General features: G+C 64.6%; 1 protein-coding gene. It reads right to left on the bottom strand.

Going from position 1 to position 1,041, the window contains the following annotated elements; all coding sequences use genetic code 11:
- Positions 1–16: 16 nt before the first annotated feature.
- Positions 17–963 (bottom strand): IS630 family transposase gene (locus tag ACFOYU_RS15250; RefSeq protein ID WP_377034247.1). Its coding sequence is split into 2 segments (ribosomal slippage): positions 17–612 and positions 612–963, totalling 948 coding nucleotides; the frame shifts between segments, so codons are not numbered across the junction.
- Positions 964–1,041: the final 78 nt, after the last annotated feature.

The raw sequence follows: 1,041 nt of genomic DNA, 5'->3' as shown, positions 1-1,041 counted from the left end.
TTAGAGCGGATTCGATTTAGGTGAACTCGTATCCGCAGTTGCTGAGATAGTTCTGGCATTCGTCCGCCGGGAAGCTGTCGAGCAGTTCTCCGATGGTCGTCCAGAGCGCCTCCTTGGTGCGAACTGCCGCCTTGCGTAGCAGCGCCTTGAGCTTGGCAAACACCTGCTCGATCGGGTTCAGATCCGGCGAGTACGGTGGCAGGTACAGCAGGCTCGCCCCAGCGGCCTGGATCATCTCTCGGATGCCTGCCACCTTGTGAGCAGCCAGGTTGTCGAGCACCACCACGTCGCCGGCCTGGAGTTCCGGCACCAGCACCTGCTCCACATAGGCGCGGAACACCTCGCCAGTCATCGGGCCGTCCAGCACCATCGGAGCGATGACGCCGCTGGCGCGCAGACCGGCCACAAAGGTGGTGATCTTCCAATGCCCCCACGGCGTGGCATCCACCAGCCGCTCGCCTCTGGGGCAACGCCCATAACGGCGCACCATGTTGGTGGATGTGCCCGTCTCGTCCAGGAAGACAAAGCGGGCAGGATCCATGTAGCGCTGCCACACGCGCCAGTGCCGTCGCTCGCGCGCCACGTCCGGACGGTCCTGCTCGGCGGCTCTCAGGCTCTTTTTTTGTGCGTCAGGCCGGCTCGTTTGAGCCAGCGGCTGATGGTGGAGGTCGCACCGACCATGATGCCATGCTGGCGCAGCTCAGCCTGGATCTCCTTCAGTGAGATGTCGACTTTGGTATCCAGGAGAGCGCGCACAAGCGCCTCATGCGGCGCGAGGATGGGCCGACGGTGGCCACCAAAGCGGGCCGGAGCGGGACTGCCGCTCTGGCGGAAGCGCCGCATCAGCTTCACGGCGGCCGACGGGCTGACCTCAAAGCGCAGGGCCGCCTGCCGGATGGAGGATCCCCCTTCCACCGCACGCACGATCCGCTCACGCAAGTCTCGGGACAGAGGAGCTGGCATGGGAGGGCTCCCGGCCGTTCAAAACCAGCTCCATGGAATCAGCTATCGCGATTCCACGCAACCGCTGCACGCTCTAGA

The sequence above is a fragment of the Microvirga sp. GCM10011540 genome (genome assembly GCF_042650665.1).
Taxonomy (GTDB): domain Bacteria; phylum Pseudomonadota; class Alphaproteobacteria; order Rhizobiales; family Beijerinckiaceae; genus Microvirga; species Microvirga lenta.
Note: the sequence above shows the minus strand (reverse complement) of the source record. Positions and strands in the feature narration are given on the sequence as shown.